This is a genomic window from Leptolyngbya sp. AS-A5 (genome assembly GCF_039962495.1).
In the GTDB taxonomy this organism is placed as follows: domain Bacteria; phylum Cyanobacteriota; class Cyanobacteriia; order Leptolyngbyales; family Leptolyngbyaceae; genus Leptolyngbya.
The window spans coordinates 1-23,898 of record NZ_JAMPLL010000048.1; the positions used below are offsets into that span (position 1 = coordinate 1).

Sequence of the window (23,898 nt, forward strand, 5' to 3'; positions counted from 1 at the left end):
GGACACACCCGTGATTTAGTCCTGCTGTCTGCTACACCCCATCAGGGCGACCATTTTCGCTTTTGGATGCTGATTCAGATTCTCAATTCCACGCTGTTCAGAAATCCAGATGACATGATTGAAAATCGGCATCGCCTCAATGAGGTGATGTTTCGCCGTACCAAAGCAGAAGCCTGTAAGCCCGATGGTTCTCCCTTATTTGCCCGACGACAGGTTAAGACTGAATCCTTCACTATGTCGGATGCTGAACGAGCCTTCTACCGTGAACTCCGGGAATACCTGGAAGACGGTTTTGCCCTGGCGAAAAAACAAGGAAATCAGGGACGGGCACTGGGATTCATTATGGCAATTTTCCAAAAGATTGCGGCTTCCAGCTTTGCGGCTGTTCGAAGTACCCTACAACGTCGCCTATTGATGCTGACGGTCTATGAAGCAGTTCTACGCGATCAGGAAAAAGACATTGATAAGCGGGAGACCCTTCTTGATGAAGCTCGCCAAGTCATCAAGCAAGAGTATGGATTCAAAGATGATCCCGTTGGTCGGGGTGAGGTTGATCGGATGCTGGCCGACTTGAAGCTAATGATCGTCAAGAAAATTGACGATGGAGAATTAGAGCTTGGTTCAGACTCCTATGCCAGTGAGCTTGATGCTGCGAACGCTGAGTCAGCTGCCACAACCTTCGTTAAGCTAGCTCTGCCAGAAGAACGTGATCGCATTCGTTCATTGCTGAAATTCTTTCCAGAACACTGTGAAACCAAAGTTGAAAAGCTGCTCAACGCTCTAGGGGCACTATGGAAGAAAGACCCCAATGAAAAGATCGTTATTTTTGCTACTTATCTTGGCACTGTTGATTTACTGTCACGAGAAATAGAAGCTAAATACCCTGGGCAGGGTGTAGCTGTTTTAAGAGGTGGTGATCACGGCTCAAAACTTGCAGCAGAACGAAAATTTAGGCTAAAAAGCGGTCCCAAGGTTTTAGTTTGCACCGCAGCTGGTCGTGAGGGAATTAACTTGCAGTTTGCCCGAATCCTCTTCAACTTTGACTTGCCGTGGAACCCAATGGATATTGAACAGCGGATCGGGCGGATTCATCGATATGGTCAGAACCACACAGCACAGGTTTACAACCTTGTCCTGTCTGACACGATTGAAGGGCAAATCTTCCTTCTACTGGATACCAAGCTCAAAGAAATTGCTAAAGCTGTCGGCAAAGTTGACGAAAACGGCAATGTCGTGGAGAATTTTCGCTCTCAAATTCTGGGACAACTCTCTGAACGACTGAACTATGAACGACTTTACCAGGATGCGCTTTCCGATCCAGATTTGAAACGAACAACGCATGAACTTGCAGATGCTTTGTCAAACGCGGCAGAAGCTCGTAAGGTTGTCTTCGATTTATTTCAGGCCTTGGAAGATTTTAACTTGGAGGACTACAAGCCCTTTGCTGACGTAAGTGCCAGTATGGATCGCTTGATTCGATTTTTGTCTGCTGCACTCGAAGAAAAGAAACAAACCATTGTGCGGATTCGCAATGACATCTACGAGCTACGCAATGAGCTAGGAGAGAAAGTTTTACGCTTCACAACCAATCGTGAAGTCGCTCGCGAACAGGACGGTTTAGACCTGATGGGGCTAGACCACCCCGTTATGCAAAGCGCGATTGAGAGATGGCAAAATGTAGTTCCAGAGGAATTGGGAGCTTCTGTAATCGGGGATGATGAGGTAGCGGCTGTACTAACTTGGTGGCTAGTTGAACTGTTGGGACAGAATGGCGAACAACGGTTTTTACTAAAATCTTTAGCTGTTAATCCAAATGGTAAACGTTTACCTGCCGTCGAGCGTAAGGGTGCTGACATCCTGCTACAGGCTCCTACGCTTCCTTTCCTCAAACTGTCAGAACGTCAGCGCCTGCTTCAGGACTATCTTGAGCCGATGTTGAATCGAGAGTTACAGCATCATGGGCTAACGGAAACACAGGGGGCTTTTTCCACTCAACTGATTAGTTGGGTTGAGGTACAGGGGAAGCAGGTGTTACGAGTCAATGAGAACTCATCAGAATATTCCACAGACCTAACCTTTGGGCAAGCCATTCTCAGAGCCAGGAAAGAGAAAGGATTAAACCAACGCGAGTTGGCTGATGCTGTTGAACTCAATTTCACCTACCTCTCTAAGTTGGAGAATGATAAGGCGGAGTATTCACCCAAAGAGGAAGCAATTCGGGCGATCGCTCGAATTTTAGACTTGAATGAAGAGGAACTTATCTACCTGGCTGGTCGTATTCCTCAAAGCGAAGAAGAGTTTATCAAGCGCAACTACGACAAGATCCCTGCTCTCTTTCGCCGACTTCAGGAAGACCCAGACTTTGCCGAGCAGATTTTTGATGCCGCTCAATCTGCTACTAAGGATGATGAATAGCGATTCGCGCTTCTGCTGATGAGTATGAGCGTGCTGAGGATCTGTTTGAGGAAGATAACGACGAAGGATCGATCGGTTACAGTGGAATCAACGTGAACCCTAACCGTCCTGGCTGAATTTGAGTTGGCTTGTGTCTTCCCTCATTTTCTCAGTGCTGCTATCCGATGTAATGGCTCACATTGGTAATATCCCGGTGTCCACTAATTTGCGCGATTTCGTGAGGTGCATAGCCTTGCTGGTGTAGATTCGTGATGCCACTGCGACGAAACGAATGCGTAGATGCGCCATCAATGCCAACTAGATTGCAAGCTTCTCTCAAAATCTCATCCGCCATTCGTGCCGTTAGATGCCCGGTCTTGCTGCCACGACGACCAGGGAACAAGTAAGGAGAATTGATCGAGCCGCGCTCTTTCAGCCAGTCATCCAGAAATGGCTTCAGATTCACATCGATCGCAATCTGGCGCGTTGCCCCCTTTCCCTTCGTTGTCGCCTTGCGGAACGTAATCACCCCGTTCTGAACGTCACTGATCTGCAACTGAACACACTCACTAATCCGGCAAGTCGTGAAATAGCAGATCGCAAACAGGCAGAGATCGCGGTTTGTTTGCAATCCCTCTGTAAAGATCTGACTTAACTCCTCAGCGGTGAGAATCTTCGCCTTACCGTGGCGATTCACCTTTCTCGCCATCTGCGGCTGAAATGTTAGATTGAAATTCATTTGTTCTACCCAACCATCTCCCCCATCCTACTTCCGAAAATACTATTTTCGGAAGTAAGGCGCTCAAAGCCCCGATTTTTCGTGAGTCTAGCCGGATGCCTCGCGACGAGCGAGGCATACTTTAGCGCTGCTTATCAATTGAAAGCGCTGAAAGATGCATTCCATCGTACTCATGTCGCGATTGATAAGCTTGCTTTATAGGCAGATCGATTTTGACGCACAGTGGCAAGATTTAAGTGATTACGCAATTAAATATTTACGTAATCAAGTAGTTAAGTATTCAACAAAACAGCTTGAATTAATTACGTATTTACTTGCTTACGTAATTAATACCTATAAAAAACTCTGTCAAGTTGGCTAACAGAGGTAGAATCTTTATACTTACTTGATTACGTAATTACTTATGATTATCGCCTTTTCTAATCAAAAAGGAGGGGCAGGCAAAACAACCCTAGCGATTCATCTTGCTCATGCAATCGCACTAGCCAAAAAGCGAGTGTTGCTCGTCGATTGTGATCCGCAAGGATCAGCGAGTGGATGGGCAGCCGCACGAGAAGACTCTTCCCCATTTCCAGTCGTGCAAATGGCGCGTGAAACACTCCATCGCGATTTGCCTGCGATCTCTAAAGATTACGCTCATTGTGTAATCGATACACCGCCCCGCGTTTCAGCACTGACTCGTAGTGCAATTCTCGCAAGCGATTTGGTGCTGATTCCGGTTCAACCGAGTTCCTATGATATCTGGGCAGCGAGCGAGACGGTTCAACTGGTGCAAGAAGCCCAACAATTTAAGCCAGAGATCAAAGCAGCATTCTGCATTAATCGACGGATTACCGGAACTGCGATCGGGCGTGAGATTGAGTCAGCGCTTTCAGAAATGTCTTTTCCAGTTCTCAAGACTGCGATCGCTCAACGAGTCGCATTCGCAGAATCATCGGCAGGATATACAGTTCTGGAAACTGAACCAAGTAGCGCAGCGGCGAAAGATATTAAGCAATTGAGCAAAGACATTTTGAAATACTTGGAGATGAAATCTTGGTAAAAAAGAGAATTGCACCTAAGCCAGCCCCAAAACCACTACCACCGGAAGCAGACCAGTGGGCGAGGGAAATTGGCATTGATCCAGAGATTCAACCGCCTGCACCGGAGCCAAAGCAGCAGGAGGAATCAGAAGAGAAGTCGAAACCCTTTCCACATCGAGTGAGCTTTGATATGGATACAGACCAGTACAACAGGCTCGATTTTGCTAGCTTCAAAAGTAAGCGATCTAAAAACAAGATTCTGCGTGAGGCACTAGAGAATTGGCTAAAAGATAAGGGTTACTGAATTACGTAATCAAGTAGTTGTGTAATTACATAACTACTTGATTACGTAATCGCTCAATTCTCTTATTCTAGGAAGGGTTCTTCTAAAATTTGGTCAATATCCTGCCTACCAGACAACACCCGCAGAATCTCAATTTGCTCTGCCCGAATCCGGTACACCACAACATAAGCCGTTCTGCCAATTTTAGATGTCACCAGTTCACGAGTTCCGAATACTCGTCCTGGCTTCCCTAAACTTGGCATCTTTGATAATTGATTGATTAGTTCCACAAGTTGTCGCCCGACGCGCTGGGCAGCATTAGGATCGTGGTCGGCAATATGAGCGCAAATTTCTGCAAGGTCCCAAGCTGCTAAGAATCTTGCTCCGACGCTGCTAGGCGATAACGACATTACAGCCGTAAGCAATTACGAGCGGTTTGATATCAAACCAGGTTCCCTGACTAAAAATCAACGCTTGATGAAGAAAAATACATTCTGTTTTAATCCTTCGATGAGGAATCGGTAAGCTATATAGAGACTCATAAGGGTAGCGATAAAATCAACACCATTATTCAATTTACAAACACTCTCGACAACATCTAGAAAAGCAGTTTCAGTGCACTCTCTAAAGAAGGGTATAAACATTAGAACAAACGTTAATATGAATTTTGACACAATCAGCATAAATATGAAGAATGATGTACAGACAAATACCTTGTAAAGCTTAGAATCAGTTACATCTGACATAGTAATAACTCCGATGTGCTACGTAGTGATCGTTAAAAACAACTATTCTTACGTAAAGATAGATATAAATCCGGATCGTCTGCTAAGTGCTGAAACACTCGCTCCCACACGCCAGTTTTTGACCAGTGACTGAAGCGCGTATGCACTACCCGAAAATCGCCAAACCGACCAGATAGGTCACGCCATGGAATACCCGCACGGTAGCGATTATGCCGCGTCAATTATTTTTGGGCTTCGCGTCAATTAGAACGAATGCTCAAACCCTTGCAAATGCACAGCGATCGCATCTCAGTATAATTGGGTTCTTGCACTCTTTTGATATTGCTGGCGAAACATTGCTTAATACTCAAACTCCTTGAAATCTCATTGTCGATCAGCCTCAAACAGTTATGTTCTGTAATTTGATCAACGGCAGAATCAGGGTTGCAGAGGTAAAGAAAAGTTTCGCCAGCAATATCAAGAATAACAAAGAGCCCACTTCAGTTGAAAAAATTATGTTTTTTCATTTCAGTAATTATTCGCTCCGAAGGAGGACGGGAATGTGAGCTTTTCTTCTATCTAACAGAATTGTGCAGATGACACATGTTAAACACTTCGTAGCAAGTTTGAAGCTAACTAGAAGTTCTTCAGGAGATTGAGCAGTGTTCCAAAAAGGAAATGGCAACAAAAAAGTTAAGATTGGTAAAGGTAATTATATAGAAGGAGATAGTGCAGGTAGAGACATCAACAAGAACAAAAATTTTCGCTTTTCTCTTTCCTTCCTTGCGGTCGCTGCTTTAGCTGTGGGCGGAGTCTCTACAATAGCTGTCAAAACAAATTGGTTTCAATTCAATATTCAAAATCAAAGCAATCAAACAGGAAAAACAACTGTTGCTCCTAGTCCTGAAACAACTTCATCTGGAGCGGCTATTTCAAACACCCTGAGTACACCTACCCCAACCCCAGCTACCTATCAGCCTGATCCTCCATACTCTGGTCTAAATGATGTGCAGTTTCCATGTGGAAAATCAACAGACATTTCAGGTATTGAAGTAATTGCTGATTGCCCAACAGAAGATGCAAATAAAGATGATAAGCCGGATCGAAGTTATGCTTTGCTCTACTTCACTAACAAGGCTAAATACTCACGAAGTCTAACTTTTAAGGGAGCTCCTTATCCAGTTACTGGTAATCCAGACTTCAAGATACTTATTCAAAGTTTAGGGCTCTCTAAGATTAAAGTGCCTATCTACCGTTTTGGTGGATGGTATTCATTTTCTGGCGATTTCACAGGAACTAGTACAGTCACTCTACGACCTGGGCAGTCATTTGCTGCTCTAAGGTATAACCTTGACTCCTTTATTTCGGGATTTACTCTGAGTGTCGGTGCAGGTAAACCTCTCCTAAAGATTAAGGAGTCAACTATCATATCCCTTCCATATGGGCAGGTTCGGTATGATGCTCCTTCTAAATCTGCCTATGGACTTTTTGCAACAATGGCTTGCCTGGATACATGCCTTATTGAGCTAAGCAACGAGTCATCCTCACGAAGAGCTTTTTTAATACGGGCGATGCAATCGGAACTTCAGTGGACCTTCATTGCTGAATCCTCAGGGCGAGGTGGGATGGGAAATCTTCCCCTTCTAAATCTTAGACAACCGTATGAAGTAACCTACGTAATACCTGAGTAAAGAGAGAGGGCTTTTGACGCGCCTTAATATGTCGTGTCCTGTGCTTAACGGACTTGTATGGGAGAGTGCGGTAGACCAATATGGACTGGGTTGAAAAGACCGTGTAAGAGCCTGTATTAAGTGACAGCGACAGGCTCTTGCACTCTTTTGGTGAAGTTAGCAATTCAAGCAGGCTGAGACCTAGAATTTACGTTAGGCAAATTTGCACTCACATCCATTTTCACCAAAAGAGTGCAAGAGCCTATAATTGTCGCGAACCCGATTTGTAATTGACGCCGCATACCCACTGGTTTTTTGATCATTCAGAAGGAGGGGAGATCCATCCCCATTTATCCGATCACGCTTCGCTTGCCGCTGCTCTAGAACGTCGCTTGCTTCTTGCCAACAAAGGAGCTTCAATCGATACACTTTTAGCTTTTCTCCCTCATGTCCCGGCATCGCTCTCGACCAACGGAACTCTACCTTCACCCCTAGTTGCGACAGCAGCTATGAACAACTTGCATGTCCCTCATGTCCTTCGCGATCGTTAGGTTGAGAGCTTGCTTAATCTAGGCAGCTGTGTCCCTGGCTTTGCAAGCATAGGAGTAGAGGCCATACTTTGTCCATTCCTTCTCCAGCTCCAAAAACTTTGTTAATCCTAGCCGCTCTCGTAGTGCTCGACGTAGCTCAGCACTGGAGATATCTCATAGGCACAGAGATTGCCGTACTTAATTTTGAATATACACAGTTAAGTTGATAATGCTCCGTGCGAATTACCTGCTGACCCGCTGCAAGAGCGTTAGAAAGAATCTCTTGCAGTTCTTCTAATCTGGTCTACAATGCACCAAACGAAATACGCGCAGCCCTAAATTGTTTCGCTATGAGCATTTAGATAAGGATCCTTACGAATCTGTTCCTAAATGTCCCGGCCGAGAGGCTAGCAGTGTCGTCTCGTTGCACTACTTCAATACCAGGTTGCCCGATGCAAAGGCCCTGTTTCTTAAGGAACAGGGCCTTTTGTCGTTTTTGCCCAATTGCGGCAATTTTGCCACTCCCCTAACTTTCGTTCTGAAACAGGAGAAACCTCATGCCCCGTAGTCGAACTCAGTCCCAACAGACTCACAAACTCAACCCGAAACAGGGATGCAAACGACAAAAATCGATGCGAGGCATTCCCGACAATCCGTACGGTGAGGTGAAGCGGAACGTCAGCTTGAGCCTGACTCCAACAGCACTCACTGGGCTCGATCAACTGAGCCAAGCGCGTCAGCTTTCTCGCAGTGAACTGATTGAGCGACTTGGGCAAGGACTCTTTGCATTAGTCGAAGTACCGAAAGAAGATTCCATCATTCCTTTGATGAATTGTAATTCTCTAAATCAATAGAGTTTGATTTTCCTTCAAATGCCCGAACTACTCTCAACTTAGGTTATGCACATTTGCTAGTTATTCAGGAGACATAAAATGAACTGTCATTTCACCAACTTTCAATCACTAATAAAAGAGATACAAAGCCATTTTAGCTTTTATTTAAGGCCTTCTATTTATCGCAATACCTTCAATTATTTATTAAAAATTCTTCAGCTTGAGATACTTGCAATTCTCACACAGAGCCAATTTCGACCCATAAAGCTATTAAAAGTATTTCAGAATGGAAAATGTTAGCTTCCACATATAATCGCTAAATTTCTAATAAAAGATGCTGAGGTATGAGTCCAATTGCAAATCCCTAAACTGCCAGAATTCAGCCTTTTTAGCTGATGCACAAGAGCTAAGTTTCTAACTTTCAAACTGCCATTACCCTAGGAAGGTTTTATTATGACGACTGCTGACAAAGAACTCACCTTACTGAAGATTTATCGCCTGTATTTAGCGTTCATTCAGGCAACAAATTCTAAGCAAAAAGCACAGAGAATTTTGAATGAATTTCAATCGGTTCTCCTGCGCGTAATTGTGCCTCAACTGGGCTTTGAGCGAGCAAATCCACAAAAGAAGATGACAGCGCCTGAAACGGCTGCGGCAGTTCAATTCCTAGATACGCTGCCAGTTCACTCGATCTTCCAGTTCCGCGAAGCCTTACAGCAAGGATTTGAGCTGCTAGAATCTCCTGCATCGAGCCAAAATACTTATGGGGCAAGAGCCGAGAAATTTTTAGCTTGGGCAGAACAACAAGACTGGTATCCGAATGCTCGGCGGGAGCGCATCAAGGATCAGTGCTGCCCGCCCATAATCCGCAGGCAGGGGTCTGCCCATAACCTCAGATTGAGCCAACGGACTGGAAAGTACCGGAAGTATGCTCTGAAGCTGAAGGACATGCCCGCCCAACTTCGGCGTGAATGTGAAGACTTGATTGCCTTTATGACAGCACCTCACTACCCAGGTCGAACCATTCAACCCCTTGCGCCTTCCTCTGCCGAAACGTATTTAAAAGAGATTGAGCGCTGGCTAGGCTACTTGCTCCACCATGCTGATCCTCTAGTTCCGCTCGAGGATCTCAGCCTCAGTTCCCTTATCCCCTATCGATCTGCAACAGAACTTGAGGAACTTTCGCCCAAACAACAGTCCCAGGTGTGGAAAGAAGCGCGAAACAAGCTAGAAGCGTTAATCTGTCACCACTTTCAGTTTCTAATTGATTTTTCGGAATCTCACAGTCCCTCCACCCGTGCGAATCGATTGACAACGTTGATTATGGTGCTAAAGCGTCTGTACTGCCAGGAGGTGGAAACAGAGAAAGAGTATCGCAATCATCCGTTATACAAACTGCTCGAGCGATATTTAAGCGATGCCTTAGAACAAAAACGGGAGTGGCAGAACAACCGTAACCGCACCAGCGATGAGACAAAGAAATTTCCTGAACCTGCCCCGGGTCAAACGCTCTTGGATGCTGTGCTCAAACAGATTCTCGAGCCATTGCACTTAGAATGCCGTCCCCGCGATCAGTGGGGGCAATTCCGAGTGCCAACAGGCATTGCCAGTAGTCAACAGCACTTTCTGCAATGGGCGTTGATGTCGTTATTCCCAGCCAGGCGGCAAGAAGAGCATCGAACGTTGAAACTTGCCTTGAGCTGTCTGATTGACCGACCCGCAGACCTGCCGCCAGATGGGTGGATTCTACCATTGCCCCCGAATTCAGAGCGAGAGCGGGATTCTAAGGGCGTGGTCAAGGATAACTTCTTATACCGCACGTATTCTTACAACGGCGAATACTATCCGGATGGCGTTTATGTCCTCGACATTCAGAACTACAAAACGCGCTCGACCTACGGTTCTCAGTCGATTCCCCTGCTCAGCCAGTATCGATTTGCAGATGGTTCATCCTTCTCTCCCCATCTCGATCACTTCTTGCTCGGGCAGTGGGTGCCGGGCGGGACGCAGGGAACCTACGATTGGTGGGAACCGCAATTTCGAGGGGGGACGGGGCGATGGGCGACCTCAGGGCGGATGGCGTTTAAGCCACGGGATCACTACAGCCAATCCTCCGATGATCAGACCAAAACTTATATGTGGGGATACGTTTTTATTCGACCGCGTTCTGGCACGCCGTTTGATGCCTCCACCTATAGCTATGCCTTCGAGGTTCCTGCTTATCGCTTGATCAAGAAACGCACGTCACCGCATACAATGCGCTACATTTGGGCAACTTGGGGATTCCAAGTGGGGTTGAGCGATCGTGAACTCGAAGCATTAGCCTACAGTATGGGACATACACTCAAATCGCTGAAAGACTTCTACGAGCGATGTACGCCCGAGGAAAAGCGGCGTCCGGTCGAACAAGCTATTCAGCGTGTTCTGTCTAGAGAGCTGAATAAAGACCCTGAGAACTTGGGAGTGGTGAATTTAGTGACATTAATCCGGAGTGCTCAGGCACTGAGTTTGGAGGATCAGCAGCAGTTAATTACTGTGTTGCAGGCAAATCAGTTGTGATGCAAAAAGGGATGGGATTAGGAACTCATTCAGAGAAAAATCGACGTTCTGGGATGGCTCCTAACCCTCCATTCAGTTGATCTGGAAGAAGTTCGACATCCCTGATACCAAGGGTAGTCACAATCCTATAAGCGAGATTGCACAAAGGCAATAACGGATTGCCCTGTTTCCAAGGCTAGGATTTGCAAAATTCACTTTTTAGCGAATCCTTACACAGTAAGCATTTCACTGACGCAAATAGCAAGATCAGGTGTATGATGCTAGGCAGATTATCTTTGAAATAATCCAGAAAATCGAATTTAAAACGGCAAAAGCCGAGTCATCACAAAGGGTAACAAGCCTAGGAAACTTTACCGCCCTGAACTGGAGACTCGACTTTCACAGTCAGCTTAACGCTGTTGATATGATTCTATTTTGTACGAATTGTATCGCAATAGTCTAGAGGTGACACAAGAAAGTTGTAGCTTCATGTGATGCTCGGCTCCGAAAAGGAGTCATCGTGAACGTTTCAGCCTCTCAATCTCAATTCGTACCAAATCTAGAATCCGAGTTTCTTAAGCTCTTTTCCCATCGCTTTGATTTTCTCTGGGCAAAATATCCAATGCCAGGAGAGCGCCCAGAGTGGCAGACGGAGAGTCGATATCCTTTGAGTGACCGTGCGATCGAAGAGGGTAAATACCTATACGGTGTCCGGTTTGGAGTGGATACATGCTACGTAATGCTCGATATCGATATCCACAGTATTTACCACCCCAAGCGTGATCCCCAAATTTTGAGCCAAATCTTGGCTCTCCTAGAAAAGATTGGCATTGTCGAAGCGATCGTAGTGCAATCGAGCCGTAGCGAAGGTATTAATATTTATATTCCCCTCGATCAACTCATCAAGTCTTGGTTGATTGCGCTCGTAGTTCAAACGCTTTTAGAGCAGGCAGGGTTCAAGTTTAAGTTTGGAGAGCTAGAGATTTTCCCGAACCCCAGATCAAGCACTGGACCGATTCCCACAAGTCTGTACAGAGGACATCGCTTGCCCCTGCAAAATGGTTCATTTCTCCTGAATCAGGATTGGCAACCCATCTCTACCTCGCAGTCTACTTTCGTTGCTCAGTGGAAGTTCGCCCAGCGCCGTAATCAGCTAGATCTTGCAGAATGTGAGCGCATTGCCTTTCGAGCAAGACACCGTCATCCTGCACTCAAGGGCCGCGCGCAGAAGTTCTATGAGGACCTCCAAACTGAGGTTCAACCAGGGTGGACAGGTGAGGGACAGACAAATCATTTATTAGGTCGAATCGCAATGCTGCTGTATATCTTCGGCAGTATTGATAATTCAATGCTGCTGACTGAGGAGGGACTAGCGTCTGAAATTGTTGCCACAGCTCGCTCTCTTCCTGGGTACGAAGAATTCTGCCAGCATCGACATGAAATCGAAAAACGGGCACGTGATTGGGCGCGAGATATTATTGCAGATCCCCACTATTACCCCTACAAGCAACGCTCCTTCAAAACCAAACCACCCAGCAAAAATCCATCAGAAGCAACCTGGAACGAGCGCCAGAGGGCGACAACACGTTCCAGAATCGAGAATGGAAGAACGAAGTTGATTCGACAGAATAATTATCCTCCTACAGTCATGGGACGTATCTTGGCATTTGAAACACTAGGAATTACCCGAGGAACGCTCTACAAGCACAAAGACCTGTGGCATCCTGCCTACACATCACAGACACAGACGCAAGATGCTATAACTGCTCCTGAAATCTCTCGACTGCTAGAAAGCCCACAAGAAAAGGAGTTTGCCCCTGTTCTCTCCTCCTCTTTCTCTTCAGAAGCTTCAGAAAGCCCACAGGAAAAGGAGTTTGCCCCTCTCGCCCCTAATAAGCTTTCCTCCTTTTTTCCCAGTCTTGAAGTTTTGGATCTTGCTGGAGTGTGTTTTTTATTTGGGTATTTAAGCTCTTTGATTCCATTTAGTTCAACACAATCTTCAGAATCTTTTAGAGAAAGGCCCCTACAACAGTTAGAGAAATTAGATCGAAATGACAAACTCGATCGAACGATTCAATCTGAGCAATCTCCAATAGAAGAATATAATCTAGACTGCCCGGGTCGCGTCGAGGATCGATCGTTTTGTGACTCTAACGCTAACGACGATTCGCTGACTCTAGTTTTCATACAGTTTGTGAAACAGCAGAAGTTCAAGGATCAGTGCCCCCGAAATATCAAATCATGAAAATCAGGCATAGCAGGGCTTTGAACCCTATATAATCACATTTCGCACCAATCTCGGTGCGATGCTAAGCACGATCGTTGGAAACGCTTAACCAAGCATTGACTGAGATTGTGACTGAAAAATCTCGGAAGAAGACACCATTGCTTGGTTCGCTCACTCTGGCTTATTCACCTAGAAACCGCTGTATTAAGCAGATAGATCAAGTTGCTTAACGCGAAATGGGAGTTGTTGTGCATCCTCTACAACCATAACTCGTTCCCATGTTTTGCGATCAGAGAACCATTTGAAACCAGCTTGTTTAGCTAATTCTCTATTGTCATAGGAAACAAGAGCTACGAAGCGAGCTTTAGGTCTGAGCGCCCGCTCGAACATCCTCTGCAAGTTATCCACCTTGTCGAATAGAGCTGCTAAGAGTTGGCAGTCAGTGAGGGCACGGTGGTTGGCATATACTCCAATACCATGGGCTAGGGCAAGTTCGATCAAGGATTGCCCTGATCGGGTTTGATAGGGCCATTCAAAATCATTGCAGGTGCAGACCCAAGGAAGCAGGTTATCGCTGGCATCAACAAGATTTGGTAGCAAAACGCCATTGTTGCCCGCAGAGCCGAACCATTTGCGATCAAATTCGGCATTGTGTGCTGCGACGACATCAGCCATGCGAGCCATCTCTAAAATCGTTGTCAAACCCAACTCTGTGACAGATGGTGATAAGGTTGCCAAGGCTGCCGATTTTATTCGATTAATACTCTCTGCTGGGTTATCTTCTGCTGGCAGAAGTACGGAACTCTGTTGAATTGCTGTTTGATGGCGCAACGAATACAAAATTGCTCCAATCTCAATGACCTGACCATTTTCAGGATCTAAGGTCGTTGTCTCAGTGTCAATGATCAAAACCTGCTCAATCATGTTGTTCTCCCATATTCAATAGAGATTCAGGTGATACTCGTAGATGCATGCAATGGCTACCCTAAATATTTGCTAAGCCAATAAATTGGTCTGCCATCCCCGGAGTTCCCGCTAGTTATAGAAGCCAAACCAACGATCGTAACCAACTTCCCTTGATTTCATATTTCCTCTACAGCCCACACTAAGTCGCCATTTCCACTGACTAGAATTGCCGTGTCATAGTGGTCTTTCATGTTGATTATGTCGAGGGCAATTTTGATATCGAGATTAGCTTGAAGGAACTGTTGTCTCTCACTAGCTCCTTAGCGATCACCTCATAGTCAATCTGATGCAAGTGACATAGGAAGCCTAGCTGTTCTGGTTTAGTTGAATCTACTCCCGTGTAGTAGCGAACCCCTACTAAGTGAAATCCACTTTCAAGTTGGCTCTTCAACTCCCGATATTCAATCAAAGTTCCTAGCTCTTGAAATGAGTAATAGAGATTAGCTGCATCAATAAAGATGACAGCCCGCTGCTGATTTAACTGAAGCGGGCGCTGGAGTGCTGAGGGAGCCATAACCTTGCATCCTGTAAGAGCTTGGAAACGAAAGTTGACTTTTTCATCAACAAACACAGCTTAGCCTCAAGTTGATTTTCTCGTCAAGGTTTTTATTGACGTTTTCTTCAATCCAGGACTAATATAGACTCAGGGCGCTGCTAGAACGCCCGATTGATGTTTAGCTCTAGACTTCTCAGTTCATGACGATTCGAGGTTTTGAGCATGCTAGCTGTATAGATCGGATTTATGAGGAGTTGCTCGAATGCTTGGACTAAAGCTGCGTCAGGAGTTCCAAGGCAAACGCCTGAAGGGGACAGCCATTGAATTAACTAATGACAAGAATACCGGAGCAACACAAATCCTCGCGTCAGATTTTCTGGAGATTACCTATCCCTCTTTCGATCTGCTGAAGGCTATTGAGGCGATCGGACCAAATCAGGGTCTGCCTGTCGTATTGAAAGGAGAACGGGGGCAGGGGAAATCCCATCTTGAAGCTGCGCTCTACCATATTCTGACGAATACTGAAGAAGCACAAAGTTGGTTGCAGCATTGGTCTAGCCAGTTGAAAAATTCTCGGTTAGCAGAGTTAGACCTGCGGAGCGGAATGCATGTTATTAGTGAGAGTCTGCACCGACAGCAGTACAAGTTTCTTTGGGATTTAGTCTTCGATCGCCACCCTCATGGGCCACACATCCGAGAAAAATGGGAAGCAATGGGGGATAAGAAGACAGATATTCCGCCTTACAATTTGCTCCTAGAGTTACTCAAGAACAAGCCAACGGCGCTCATCCTAGATGAATTTCAAACCTGGTATGACGGTCTGACGAATACAAAACAATATCCCTGGCGCAACTGGGCATTCAATTTTATTCAGCTTTTATCTGAGATTGCAAAGGAGCAGCCAGATCTGCTGGTGCTCGTGGTTTCAGTTCGTAATGGATCGACGGATGCTTATCAACAGATTCACCGGATTAATCCAGTGGTCGTGGACTTCAAAGGTCCAAATGCTGCTCTTGATCGCCGTCGTCTATTGCTGCACCGTTTATTTGAAAATCGGTTGCAGCTTAATGAGGGTGATATTGCAAACTTAATTGCGGTCCATGTTTCTGAATATTTCCGATTAGCCTCAGTTCCTCCAGCGGATTTCGAGCGCCACCGGCAAGAATTTATTGAGTCGTGGCCCTACTCTCCGATCTTAATGAGATTGTTGGAGGATCAGGTATTAGTTGCTACGAGTGCCCAGGAAACTCGTGACCTCATCAAAATTTTGGCAGATCTATTTAAGGGGGCTGGTGCGAGCAATCCGATTGTTACGGCGGCTGACTTTAAGTTAGATGATGACGCAACACAGATTGCAACCCTGCTAGATTCTGTCTCAAACCAGCATCACGCCGCGTTAAGGGAGAAAGCGCAGCGAAATTTGACAGCAGTACAGGCGGCAGTCAAAGCGAATGAAGTTCCACACCTGTCTGAAATTGTGGGGGCATTGTGGTTGCGCTCTCTTGCTGTTGAAAATTTAGCGGGTGCAGAACCTGCAACGCTTCAGATTGATATCACACGATCACAGCCCATCGACGATAATGCCTTCCAGGTAGAATTAGCCATGATCGTAGATAACAGCTTCAATATTCACCCCTACGGTAATCGATACATTTTTCGAGAGGAGGAAAACGCCACTACAAAGTTAATGGCGCACGCCCGAAACGATCGATTATTTACTGATGGGTCTGACTACGAAGAACTAGCATTGCAAGTTCGTTATCTTTTGCAAGGAATGGGTGATCTATCTGGACGCTTCAGAGTCATTGTTCTACAACAGAACTGGTTGAAAGACCCTTGGAGTAGTTTAGATCCATCAGATCATCCAGATCGATGGGATGAAAAGAAGCTGCCGATCATTGTTCTACCGGAAGAACCCGATAAGTTAAATGAACGCTTGGGTACTTGGTTGAAAGAGTACGTACAAAGACTACGAAATACAATTCGATTTCTGCTACCCAAGTCTGGAACTACAAATATCTATCAGGACCGAGAACTCCTTGTCTTGGCGCGAGCAGTCTGGATAGCAGAGCGGTGGAAAGCGCAAAGCCCTGAGTACGCACAGATAAAGAAGCGATATGACAAGGACTTGAAGTCTCTACTTAAATCTCGATTTGACCGTTTTGCCCTGTTAAATATTTGGAATTATGCTGACCCCAAACGCTGCGAATTTATCGTTGAGGGTGTAAATGCCCAGGGGGATAAGATTCCAGATGCTATTGAAGAGCGTATTCGCAAGGATGTCTTCATCCCTGAAGATTTTGAGGAGTATGTGCGGGATGCCGCAGAAAGCAGGGATTCGGTCGGTAAGCTCCTACGAGAGTTGCAGGAGCCACGGCCAGGAGGGAAAGAATGTATCCCGTGGCTAGGCGAAATCCAGATTAAAGAAAGGCTGCTGCGAGTGTGCGCTCGCGGCGAAATTGCAATTAACCTGCGCGACATAGAGTATTTACAGGCAAAGCCTGGAGAAGACGAAGATGCTGCTTGGCATCGAATGAAAGGGCGACTGGGCACTGGCAGGCATTTGGATGAGACAAAACTGTTACCGACTCAGGCTGTTCCCAGTTCAGATGGAGTAGGGACGCAACCTAATGCACCGACACCTTCAATTTCCCAACCTAACCCTGAGCCTAGTAATGGAATCGCAGATGATTTTCCCTCGCTAACAGTAACTCCAAGTGACACTGAGGACTCCGGTGGTAATGGCTATCTGGGTGGTTTGCTACCGTCTCCTGGTGCCAATGAATCATCCGACGGCTCAATTTTTGACGATCCTCAGCCTACGAGGGTGGCTCGACGAACAGCTCCTGCAACGTCTGCTTTGAATCTATATGCCAAGGTGTCTGATGAGTGGGGAATTGGTCCTGCAACACCTGTACAGAATCTTTCCCTGAAAGTGGGGGCACTTACTGGGGCACAACTTCAGAAGCTGCTAAAGAGTTTGCCGGACGGATTGACCTATGAACTTGATTTGGAAAAGGAGGAGAACTGATGGCTGCTCCTCGATATTTACTCGAAAAAATTCAGACGGCTCCCCCAGATAGTGCATGGAAAGCTGTATTTGACTACGCTTGGGAGATTTGTAGCGTACCTCTGACGATTGCTTCTGCCAGTAAAGAGGTCATTGCAAGAGACACTGCATTGGCAGATCTAGATTTGGTCCTTTCTTCTAGTGCTTGGGAACTCTGGGGTGACTTTGAGCAGAGTGTGGAGCAAACCTCGAAAGCTCTCACAGATTGGTGGGCAGCGAGATCAACTGGAAAAGCTGTGCTGATTTTGGATGGGCTTTCACTCCGAGAATTACCCTGGATTCTATACGGTGCTAAAGAACGAGGGTTTCAGGTTTCTGCCAAGGTGACAGGAGCAGAATTGCCAGGGGATACAACTCCTTTTGCAAAAGCACTTGGATTTGGTCAACGCTCTGACCTGGAAAACAACCGGGCAAGCCGAACTCATCGTCTACAGGGGGCACAAACTGACTGTGTTGATCTTCCCTGGTTAGACTGCCTTGATTTAGTTGGGTTAGAGCCGAACTGGGTGTTGTGGCATCATTGGCCCGATTCCCGAATTCATGATTTCGCTGATCCTGGTAAAGGGCTTGCGACTCTAGCAATCGAAGCAGCAAATAAGTTAACTAGCCCCGAGTTTTGGGATCTCATCGATCGCCTCACGCTAGGACGGCAGCTTGTCATTACATCTGATCATGGTTATGCTGCTAGCGGTCTATTCTCTGATGCGCCAGAAGAACAAGCGAAACATCTCAAAAATGTATTTAAGAGTGGGCGGTCGTCTGACGATGTGACCAGTGAGAGTTCCTGGTTTCCCCCTATTGATTTAGTATTGACTTCCCAGCATGGGCAGAAACGGTTTGTGTTGGGGCGACGGAAGTGGAAGAGTGCAGGAGGCTATCCGACCCTAGCTCATGGTGGGCTATCGGTACTGGAGATAGCTTCCCCATTCATTGAGCTTGTTAAAGCAGAGTGACCAACTAGAAGCGGAGTAAGCGACATGGTGCAGACCCTTCAAGCAAAAAATGTGACCCTCAGCGAGTTGAGCGATCGCTTTGCCTTGGAACTGACAGATGATGAGCAGTTTTTTCGGGAGTGGCAGGTTGACCTACCAGAAGTGACAGCAGCCGAAAAGCAACGGCTAGATCGCGTCAAATCGAGTTTTTCCAATCTGCTTGAATATCCTTCCCTGCTAGAGAACACGGTCAAGATGGTGGTGCTATCACCGCTTCTGGACTTGGCTGATGTGTATCAGAAACCGTTTCATATTAAGTCAGAGCCATCGTTCCAAATCACAACCGAAGACGAAGGGACGGTGATTCGCGGCGATGTCGATGTCTTGGTATTGCGAGATCGGCTTTGGGTCATGGTAATTGAGGCAAAACGAGCAGCGGTGGATGTGGATGAAGGGAGGGCACAACTGCTGTCGTATATGTTGGCAAGCCCGACGATTGAAAAACCTGCGTTTGGCATGATTACCAATGGCAGGAATTTCTTATTTGTAAAGCTAATTCAACAACCTACGCCGCGATATGCGCTTTCCCGGCTATTCAGCCTAGTCAATCCCGGCAATGAGCTATACACCGTGCTGGGAGTTTTGAAGCGATTGGTAGCGTTAGTTCAGCAAGGCGATCTCAATGGAACTGCATAAACTCCTTGTGATGGTGGAGTGCGGGGAATGTAGGCGGAGAATTCCAATTTCTCTGAATGTGAACTTGAAAGTGACTGGTAGTGAATATGGCTCGCAAAGACGGAAAAAAGAAGAAGGAATGGTTGGCAGAGGAAGTTGCTAAGGCGGTGGGGGCTGGCAAGGCGGTTTCCGTCGAAACGGTCGATTTTTCTGATCCAAATCGTCCGAAAACTTGTTTAGAAGTCGATTTCCCGATTTTGCCTATTAACCAAATCGCCACAATTGAGGGGAACGCGGGTAAGCCAATCTATCAAATGTCGAAGTGGTGGGCACGGCGCAGATCCAGTGTGTTTCGGGCAATGTTGCTGGCAGCTAGCATGAAAGCACCAGATGATCCGGCGGAGGCAGCAAAGGCGGTTTGGGATGTCTATTACGCTAACCACCAGAAGAAGGGCGCACTCAGCCACCTCAAAGTTGCTGACATCTTTATGGGTGGTGGCACAACGGTTGTGGAAGGCTCCCGGCTGGGAATGCAGATGTTTGGTTGCGACCTGAATCCGGTTGCTTGGTTTGTGGTGAAGAATGAACTGGCGCAGGTTGATGTGGAAGAAGTCAAGGCGCTGTTAGCAGATATTGAGGCGGAGGTGAAGCCTCAAATTATGCCGTTCTACGCTTGCGATTGTCCTAGAGGACATAAGGGCAAGTGGACGCAAATTTCGACAGGTAAGGTGATGGGTGAGGAGTTTGATCCACTGGCACTCACGCCAGAGCAGCGCAAAGACTACCGCTATCAGGGACCCGAAATTATTTACGTCTTTTGGGCAAAGCATGGACCTTGCTCAATTCGGGAATGTGGACACCGCACACCGATTATGTCTAGCCCGGTGATGGCAGTGAAGACGCTGACGGTGAAAGCGTGGGAAGACCGGGAATGTAATGAGTGCGGCAGTGTGTTTGATGAGGAAAGAGATGAAGCTCGGATGGCTCCGAGTATGCCATTGGTAGTGGCTGGGGATGAAAAGCCCTATGCCATTTTGGATAAAGACAAGATGGTGACTTGCCCTCACTGTAAACATCGGCAGAACTCCAAAGGAATTGTTAACCAAAAGTGGAAAAACAAAAAAGTTTCACTTCACCTTTTGGTTCATCCTGAGTGGTTGGCAGGCTCACCAAAAACTGCACCTGATGGAACTGAGTATGGCGGTAGTGCCATGGATTTACCAGAAGTAACGGCTGCGTGGAATTATGAACGAGCAAGCAAAATTAAGTTAATTGAGGTGAGGGGCGTTCTTCCTGATGAAATCACTTGCCCAGAAACAGGTATCAACATCAAAACGAAACAAGGAACCGTACCGAAGAAATCAAATTTTACCTGTGGTTCTTGCGGAATTCCACAAGATATTTTGACAGCAGTAAAGGCAACGAAAAAGACAGCCCCAATTGCTATGTATGCAATTCAAGGGTATTGCCCAAATTGTGATAAAAATGAAAAACCTTATAGCGGTCGTTTTTTCGCTCCTGTAAACAACTCATCTATTTTTGATGCCGCAAATAATGAATGGTCACTACGTAAAGCTGGGGATTTAGCTCCATTTTGGCCTAAAAGTGAAATTCCATTTGGGTTTATGACCTACATGAATAATGGGGGAATTCCAAATCATGGTTATACCCATTGGTGGAAGATGTTTAACAGCCGTCAATTATTAGTGCTATCCCAACTCCTACAAGCCATTTGGAAATCAAGCACTGATTCCCATACTCAAAATGTTCGGGAGTTCGTATTAGGAGCATTTCAACAATATCTTCGTAACCAATGCATGTTTGCTTTTTGGCACTTATCCCGAGACCATTTTGCTCCGGCCCTCTCCAGCAGTAACTACCATCCTAAATCAACAATGATTGAAGTTGGAGTTTTTAGTGAAGTTGGTTATGGAAGTTGGAACTCTGTATTAGGGACTCTTTCAAGTGGTGCGGAGTGGTTAAGACATCCATGGGAACTACTACCAAAAGCAGAATTAGCAAAATTAAATAAAGATTTAGCTCAAGAGATACAAGGTGCTAGTGGAAAAGTTTTTTGTCAAGATCTTGTCCTGCCCACCGCTGAACTACGCTGTTCGTCTTCAACAGATTTACAGTCCGAAGCTCCTCAAACACACGATGCCGTCATAACTGATCCACCCTTTGGTGGACTACTTCACTACTCTGAGCTTTCAGACTTTTTTTACGTTTGGCTACGTTTAGTTTTGAAAGATTTTTACCCATCCAACTTTCAACCAGAGTACACACCAAAAACTCTTGAAGTTGTTGCCAACAAGGCGCGTCAACCTGATGAACCAGATAGCTTTTACCAAAGATTACTAACAGCTTGCTGGAAAGAAGCCAGTCGTATTCTGAAACCAGGAGGCATTCTTGCGTTCACTTTTCATCATAGTTTAGATGAACCATGGGTAGCAGTTTTAGAAAGTTTGTTTGATGCAGGCTTCTATTTAGAAGCAACATACCCAATACGTAGTGATGAAACTAAAGGGGAAGGGGCTAAACCAGGAACAATAGGATCACAAAAGATTGAGTACGATATTGTTCACGTTTGCCGTAAGCGCATAGAAGAACCTACTTCCGTTAGCTGGGGAAAAATGCGTCGTGAGGTATTGAGAGCAGTTCAACAACTCAAAGATGTGCTTGAACTTCATGCTAACTCTGGATTGCCCGCAGCAGATCTAAAAATGATTAAATGCGGAAAAGCACTTGAATACTATTCTCGACACTATGGAAAAGTTTACCTCGATGAAGGTAAACCTATTTCAGTCAAAGAAGCTTTAGTTGGAATCATTCAGCTTCTTGACGAAGATAGTAATAGTGGACAGGAACCCCCTCCTGTAACCGCAGAACCGTTCACCCGACAGTTTCTCCGCATTTTTGATGGCGTAGAAGAACAACCTCGTGACCAAATGCAGAAATATTTAGGCGGGACAACTATGTCTCCAAAAGATTTTGAGGAAAGGGGCTGGTGCCAGGAGCAGAAAAAGGTTTACTATCTAACTCCTCCATTAGAAATTGCAAAGAGTTGGCAGGGTAGACATCGCCAGAAACTAACCAGCGACTACGACCAAGCAATGTTCCTCATTGGAGCTTGCTTCGATGGTAGTGGTATCAACGTCAGCGACACCCTCAGAAATCCCAACTTCCGCCCCCATCCGGCTCTGGGCGCTCTCCTTAGTTGGCACATCAACCACGGAGCCTCCAAAGAAATTCAGACTGCTGCCCTTCGAGCGTCGCAAATCTACCAAGCTTGGGAACGACAACATCCAGACCAGGCAAAACAACTTCAACTAGAGTTTGGGGAGTAAAGCCATTATGCAGCCAATATTTGGTACAGGTTGGACGCGCAAAGGCTTTTCTCTCCTCTGGGATGTAACCGCCTTATCCAAAATCGTGGAATCTAATCAGGTTATTTCCATGCGTCGATTCTTCGGTTTAGTCGGACAATGGCAAGATGACCTGCCCGCTGCCAATGGTGATGCTCTTGTAGTTGCTGGATTAGATGCCAGCCTCGATGCCTTGACTTCTGATGATGCTTCCCAGTGGCTTGAAGAGAAACTTCGGTCTGCCATGCTTAGCTTTCAAGATTATTACCAAGGCGATGCAGCACTCATCTTTTGGCTACCAGGGGGAAGATCTCGGATTGAAGTGCAACGGGCAACGAACACTTACCTGTGGCTCTGCGGACCAACGAGTGGAAGGCAGCGGTTACCCCTTGGTCAAGCCCTCTGGGCAGGAGCCGAAGCAGATGCTGGGCACATCATAGCAAGCAGTGACTTCCAGGCAGACTTAGAAGGTAAAGACTGGATCGGGCTACATCTTCCCAGAATCTCCTAAACCTCCCCCCTTATTACCCTCCGCAACCTCTCTGCCCCCCCTAATAGGATTGCATCATGGATATCGAATTATTAGAAACTACCCTACAACCTGGCAAGCGAGTCACCCATAGCGAATTTGGCGATGGGGTTGTCATGGAGTTGCCTCGCGATGGATATGTCCGGATATTTTTTGGCAGTGGAGAACGTCAAGTGGCGATCGCCTCAGTCCGCCCTCAACTCTCTCGCAACGAACGCATTATTCAAGGTGTTGCTGGAACATGGGATCGGCTCAAGCAACTCTGGCTAGTTCACGAAGCCCACGCAATTCCCCTTATGGAAAGCGCGGCGGCTCTTACAGCTGCCAAAATTGACCTTTTACCCCATCAAGTTGTTCTAACTCACCGGATTGCAACAGCAAGCCCACGTCGATACCTGGTGGCAGACGAAGTAGGCTTAGGCAAAACCATTGAAACAGCCCTAATTCTCCGAGAACTCGCCAGCAGAGGTGAGTTAGACCGCGCCCTTATGGTAGTGCCAGCCGGACTCGTCAATAACTGGCATCGTGAACTAAACGAGGTCTTCAACCTCAACTTTGAAGTGTTTGGTAGCGAAGGAGATGTCACTGATCGCAAATCCAATGCCTTTGCCAAACACGATCGCCTCATTGCCAGCATCGACACCCTAAAGCGTCCAGCTCGTATCAAAAAACTTCTGGATGCTAAATCCTGGGATTTAATCGTGTTTGACGAAGCCCACCATGTCAATGCTTTCAAGAGTGGGAACAAAGTTCGCAAAACTGAGAATTACAAACTGGCAGAAGCACTCAAAGGACACACCCGTGATTTAGTCCTGCTGTCTGCTACACCCCATCAGGGCGACCATTTTCGCTTTTGGATGCTGATTCAGATTCTCAATTCCACGCTGTTCAGAAATCCAGATGA

The 23,898-nt window shown here is 46.3% G+C and carries 16 protein-coding genes and 1 pseudogene; 13 read left to right on the forward strand and 4 right to left on the reverse strand.

Annotation, left to right across the window (positions count from 1 at the left end; genetic code table 11):
- Window positions 1-2,415: helicase-related protein (locus NC980_RS24415; RefSeq protein WP_199298362.1), on the forward strand; the 2,415-nt coding region annotated here is incomplete at its 5' end.
- Between the two features lie 157 nt (window positions 2,416-2,572).
- On the opposite strand, the gene NC980_RS24420 is transcribed toward NC980_RS24415, so the two are convergent.
- Entirely contained in the window at window positions 2,573-3,133 is a 561-nt protein-coding gene (locus NC980_RS24420; RefSeq protein ID WP_190375068.1) for a site-specific integrase, read from the reverse strand.
- A gap of 403 nt (window positions 3,134-3,536) precedes the next feature.
- On the opposite strand from NC980_RS24420, the gene parA reads away from it, so the two are divergent.
- Both parA and NC980_RS24430 read left to right on the forward strand, forming a co-directional pair.
- Entirely contained in the window at window positions 3,537-4,175 is a 639-nt protein-coding gene (parA, locus tag NC980_RS24425) for a ParA family partition ATPase (protein WP_190375069.1), read from the forward strand.
- Window positions 4,169-4,459, forward strand: a complete 291-nt coding sequence (locus tag NC980_RS24430; protein ID WP_199298363.1) for a hypothetical protein — start codon at window positions 4,169-4,171, stop codon at window positions 4,457-4,459. The genes parA and NC980_RS24430 overlap by 7 nt, the downstream gene beginning before the upstream one ends.
- Window positions 4,460-4,521: 62 nt before the next feature.
- Here NC980_RS24430 and NC980_RS24435 read toward each other — a convergent pair whose 3' ends face one another.
- Together NC980_RS24435 and NC980_RS24440 are read right to left on the reverse strand one after the other, a co-directional pair.
- A complete protein-coding gene (locus NC980_RS24435) occupies window positions 4,522-4,848 on the reverse strand; it encodes a type II toxin-antitoxin system RelE/ParE family toxin (RefSeq protein ID WP_190375070.1) in 327 nt (108 codons plus the stop codon).
- 419 nt (window positions 4,849-5,267) lie between these two features.
- Window positions 5,268-5,390: pseudogene (locus NC980_RS24440) on the reverse strand (transposase); the annotation flags it as partial.
- Window positions 5,391-5,825: 435 nt separating this feature from the next.
- Here NC980_RS24440 and NC980_RS24445 point away from each other — a divergent pair.
- The 4 genes from NC980_RS24445 (at window position 5,826) to NC980_RS24460 (ending at window position 12,979) form a co-directional block, all read left to right on the forward strand.
- Window positions 5,826-6,854 (forward strand): hypothetical protein, encoded by a 1,029-nt coding sequence (locus NC980_RS24445; RefSeq protein ID WP_190375071.1) that lies wholly within the window; start codon window positions 5,826-5,828, stop codon window positions 6,852-6,854.
- A 1,066-nt stretch (window positions 6,855-7,920) separates the two neighbouring features.
- Entirely contained in the window at window positions 7,921-8,217 is a 297-nt protein-coding gene (locus NC980_RS24450) for a ribbon-helix-helix domain-containing protein (RefSeq protein WP_190375072.1), read from the forward strand.
- Between the two features lie 432 nt (window positions 8,218-8,649).
- Window positions 8,650-10,755 (forward strand): hypothetical protein, encoded by a 2,106-nt coding sequence (locus NC980_RS24455; RefSeq protein ID WP_190375073.1) that lies wholly within the window; start codon window positions 8,650-8,652, stop codon window positions 10,753-10,755.
- 601 nt (window positions 10,756-11,356) lie between these two features.
- Window positions 11,357-12,979, forward strand: coding sequence for a hypothetical protein (locus NC980_RS24460; protein ID WP_348254079.1), 1,623 nt, complete (start codon window positions 11,357-11,359; stop codon window positions 12,977-12,979).
- A gap of 186 nt (window positions 12,980-13,165) precedes the next feature.
- Here the strand turns inward: NC980_RS24460 and NC980_RS24465 are convergent, their stop codons facing one another.
- The gene (locus NC980_RS24465; protein WP_190375075.1) at window positions 13,166-13,885 is read right to left on the reverse strand and encodes a 3'-5' exonuclease; all 720 of its coding nucleotides are present in this window, start codon (window positions 13,883-13,885) and stop codon (window positions 13,166-13,168) included.
- Between the two features lie 800 nt (window positions 13,886-14,685).
- Here NC980_RS24465 and NC980_RS24470 point away from each other — a divergent pair.
- The 6 genes from NC980_RS24470 to NC980_RS24495 form a co-directional block, all read left to right on the forward strand.
- Window positions 14,686-17,454, forward strand: coding sequence for a DUF499 domain-containing protein (locus NC980_RS24470; RefSeq protein ID WP_190375077.1), 2,769 nt, complete (start codon window positions 14,686-14,688; stop codon window positions 17,452-17,454).
- Window positions 17,454-18,446 carry a hypothetical protein gene (locus NC980_RS24475; RefSeq protein ID WP_190375078.1) on the forward strand — a complete coding sequence of 331 codons (993 nt, stop codon included), beginning with the start codon at window positions 17,454-17,456 and terminating at the stop codon, window positions 18,444-18,446. Before NC980_RS24470 ends, NC980_RS24475 begins: the two co-directional genes overlap by 1 nt.
- 24 nt (window positions 18,447-18,470) lie before the next feature.
- Window positions 18,471-19,121: a type I restriction enzyme HsdR N-terminal domain-containing protein gene (locus tag NC980_RS24480; protein ID WP_190375079.1), complete on the forward strand. Its 651-nt coding sequence runs from the start codon at window positions 18,471-18,473 to the stop codon at window positions 19,119-19,121.
- Window positions 19,122-19,207: 86 nt separating this feature from the next.
- Complete coding sequence (locus NC980_RS24485; RefSeq protein ID WP_190375080.1) at window positions 19,208-22,447, forward strand: DUF1156 domain-containing protein; 3,240 nt, start codon at window positions 19,208-19,210, stop codon at window positions 22,445-22,447.
- Between the two features lie 7 nt (window positions 22,448-22,454).
- Entirely contained in the window at window positions 22,455-22,976 is a 522-nt protein-coding gene (locus NC980_RS24490; RefSeq protein ID WP_190375081.1) for a hypothetical protein, read from the forward strand.
- Window positions 22,977-23,032: 56 nt separating this feature from the next.
- The coding region (locus NC980_RS24495) for a DEAD/DEAH box helicase (protein WP_190375082.1) at window positions 23,033-23,898 on the forward strand (866 nt) is incomplete at its 3' end.

Coding starts and splice junctions, on each gene's coding strand:
- NC980_RS24450 (WP_190375072.1), top strand. CDS start 7,921: ATGCCCCGTAGTCGAACTCAGTCCCAACAGACTCACAAACTCAACCCG.
- NC980_RS24480 (WP_190375079.1), top strand. CDS start 18,471: ATGGTGCAGACCCTTCAAGCAAAAAATGTGACCCTCAGCGAGTTGAGC.
- NC980_RS24470 (WP_190375077.1), top strand. CDS start 14,686: ATGCTTGGACTAAAGCTGCGTCAGGAGTTCCAAGGCAAACGCCTGAAG.
- NC980_RS24455 (WP_190375073.1), top strand. CDS start 8,650: ATGACGACTGCTGACAAAGAACTCACCTTACTGAAGATTTATCGCCTG.
- NC980_RS24435 (WP_190375070.1), bottom strand. CDS start 4,848: ATGTCGTTATCGCCTAGCAGCGTCGGAGCAAGATTCTTAGCAGCTTGG.
- NC980_RS24475 (WP_190375078.1), top strand. CDS start 17,454: ATGGCTGCTCCTCGATATTTACTCGAAAAAATTCAGACGGCTCCCCCA.
- NC980_RS24490 (WP_190375081.1), top strand. CDS start 22,455: ATGCAGCCAATATTTGGTACAGGTTGGACGCGCAAAGGCTTTTCTCTC.
- NC980_RS24460 (WP_348254079.1), top strand. CDS start 11,357: ATGCCAGGAGAGCGCCCAGAGTGGCAGACGGAGAGTCGATATCCTTTG.
- NC980_RS24465 (WP_190375075.1), bottom strand. CDS start 13,885: ATGATTGAGCAGGTTTTGATCATTGACACTGAGACAACGACCTTAGAT.
- NC980_RS24485 (WP_190375080.1), top strand. CDS start 19,208: ATGGCTCGCAAAGACGGAAAAAAGAAGAAGGAATGGTTGGCAGAGGAA.
- NC980_RS24420 (WP_190375068.1), bottom strand. CDS start 3,133: ATGAATTTCAATCTAACATTTCAGCCGCAGATGGCGAGAAAGGTGAAT.
- parA (WP_190375069.1), top strand. CDS start 3,537: ATGATTATCGCCTTTTCTAATCAAAAAGGAGGGGCAGGCAAAACAACC.